Genomic DNA, 1,945 nt, shown 5'->3' with positions numbered 1-1,945 from the left:
TGCTCGTTCATCACACCCTTTGGTTGTCCGGTCGATCCGGAGGTGTAGATGACATAGGCCAGGTTGCGCGGCGTCAGGCCGAGAACAGCGGGATCTGGATCACCGGCGGGCCGGTCAGCCCACAGGGATGCGTCGGCCTTCATGTCGATCAGCGCCGGACCGCCGGCGGCAGACGCCGCGTCCTGCAGCACAGCACGCGCCGCGCCATCCACGCGCCTATGGGTAAGCACCGCCACCGGCGCGGCATCGCCCAGCATATAGGCAAGCCGCTCGGCCGGATAGGACGGGTCGAGCGGCACATACGCTCCGCCCGCCTTGAGGATCGCCAGAAGCCCCACCACCATGTCGAAGCCGCGCTCCACGCACAATCCGACAAGACAGTCCGGGCCGACACCGAGGGATATCAGATGATGTGCCAGACGGTTCGCCCGCGCGTTCAGAGCGCCATAACTGAGAGTGGCCTCCTCATACACGAGCGCCACCGCGTCCGGCCGCTCGGCCGCCTGCGCCTCGAACAGTTCATGCACGCATTTGTCCGCCGGATAGACCGCCGCAGTCGCGTTCCACTCCACTAGCAAACAGTGGCGCTCGGCTTCGGACAGAAGCTCGATACCGCCAACGCGTTGCGCGTCATCAGCCACCATCGCCTCCAGAACCCGCCGCAGATAGCCGGCATGCCGCTCCACCGTCGCCGCATCGAACAGCGCCGCCGCATAGTCCAGCCCGCCGGCAATGATCCCGTCCACCTCCCCCAGATCCAGCGTCAGGTCGAACTTCGCCACCCTCTGATCCGAGGACAGCGATGACAGCGCCAGGCCGGGAAGCGCCAGCGCTTCCTGCTCGTTGTTCTGCCAGGCGAACATCGCCTGGAACACCGGGCTGTGGGAAAGGCTGCGCTCCGGCCGCACAAGCTCGACAATCTGCTCGAAGGGAAGGTCCTGATGCTGCTGGGCAGCCAGTGATTGCGCCTTCACACGCTGAAGAAGCGCTCCTACCGACGGATCCTCCGACACGTCGAGGCGTAGCGCCAGCGTGTTGACGAAGAAGCCGATCAGCGGCTCCACCTCCGCCCGCCGCCGGTTGGCCACCGGCGTGCCCACGATCACCTCCTCCTGACCCGAAAGGCGCGACAGCACCACGCTCCACGCCGCAAGCAGCGTCATGAACAGTGTCACTCCGTAGCGCCGGCTCAGACCCTTCAGACCCGTCGTCAAATCCGCGTCCAGCGCAAAGTCGATCCGTCCTCCGCGGTAATCCTGCACTACCGGCCGCGGATGATCCAGCGGCAGCTCAAGAAGCGATGGTGCGCCCGACAGATTGTCCCGCCACCATCCCGCCTGCTCGGCCAGCACATCCCCCGAAAGCCACTGACGCTGCCAGGCCGCATAGTCGGCATACTGCACCGCAAGCGCCGGCAGAGGATCCTCGTCCCCTGCCGCATAGGCCGCGTAAAGCACGTTCAGCTCGCGCATCATAACCCCGAGCGACCAGCCATCCGAGACGATGTGGTGCATAGTCACCAGCAGCACATGCTCCTCATCCGACAGCGCTATCAGCCGGCCGCGCACAAGGGGACCGGCCTCCAGATCGAACGGCGCGGCCGCCTCTTGTGCCATCAGCCAGCGCAGCTCCGCCGCCCGGTCCGGCCCAGGCCCGCAAAGGTCATGCTCGATCAGCGCAAAACCGATATCCGCCGCATCTATGTGCTGGCTGGCCACGCCCTCATGCGTCACAAAGCGCGTACGCAACGCCTCGTGCCGCGCAACGATCCGATCCAGCGCCCGCACCAACGCAGACCGGTCCAGAGCACCCCGTAACCGAAGCCCACCTGGAATGTGATAGGCCGCGCTCACCCTCTCGTCCATCTGCGCCAGGAACCACAGCCGCTGCTGCGCAAAGGACAGTGCAAGCGCACCGTCACGATCAACCGGCGGGATCGCTGGCA

The 1,945-nt window shown here is 65.9% G+C and carries 1 protein-coding gene; it reads right to left on the bottom strand.

Annotation, left to right across the window (positions count from 1 at the left end):
• On the bottom strand, positions 1-1,945 hold a 1,945-nt coding region (locus tag ACTJKP_RS26785; protein ID WP_440632819.1), incomplete at both ends, for a condensation domain-containing protein.

This window comes from Brucella sp. 22210 (genome assembly GCF_052045675.1).
Taxonomy (GTDB): domain Bacteria; phylum Pseudomonadota; class Alphaproteobacteria; order Rhizobiales; family Rhizobiaceae; genus Brucella.
The sequence above is the reverse complement of the archived record's forward strand: the minus strand, read 5'-3'. Positions and strand labels throughout refer to the sequence as shown.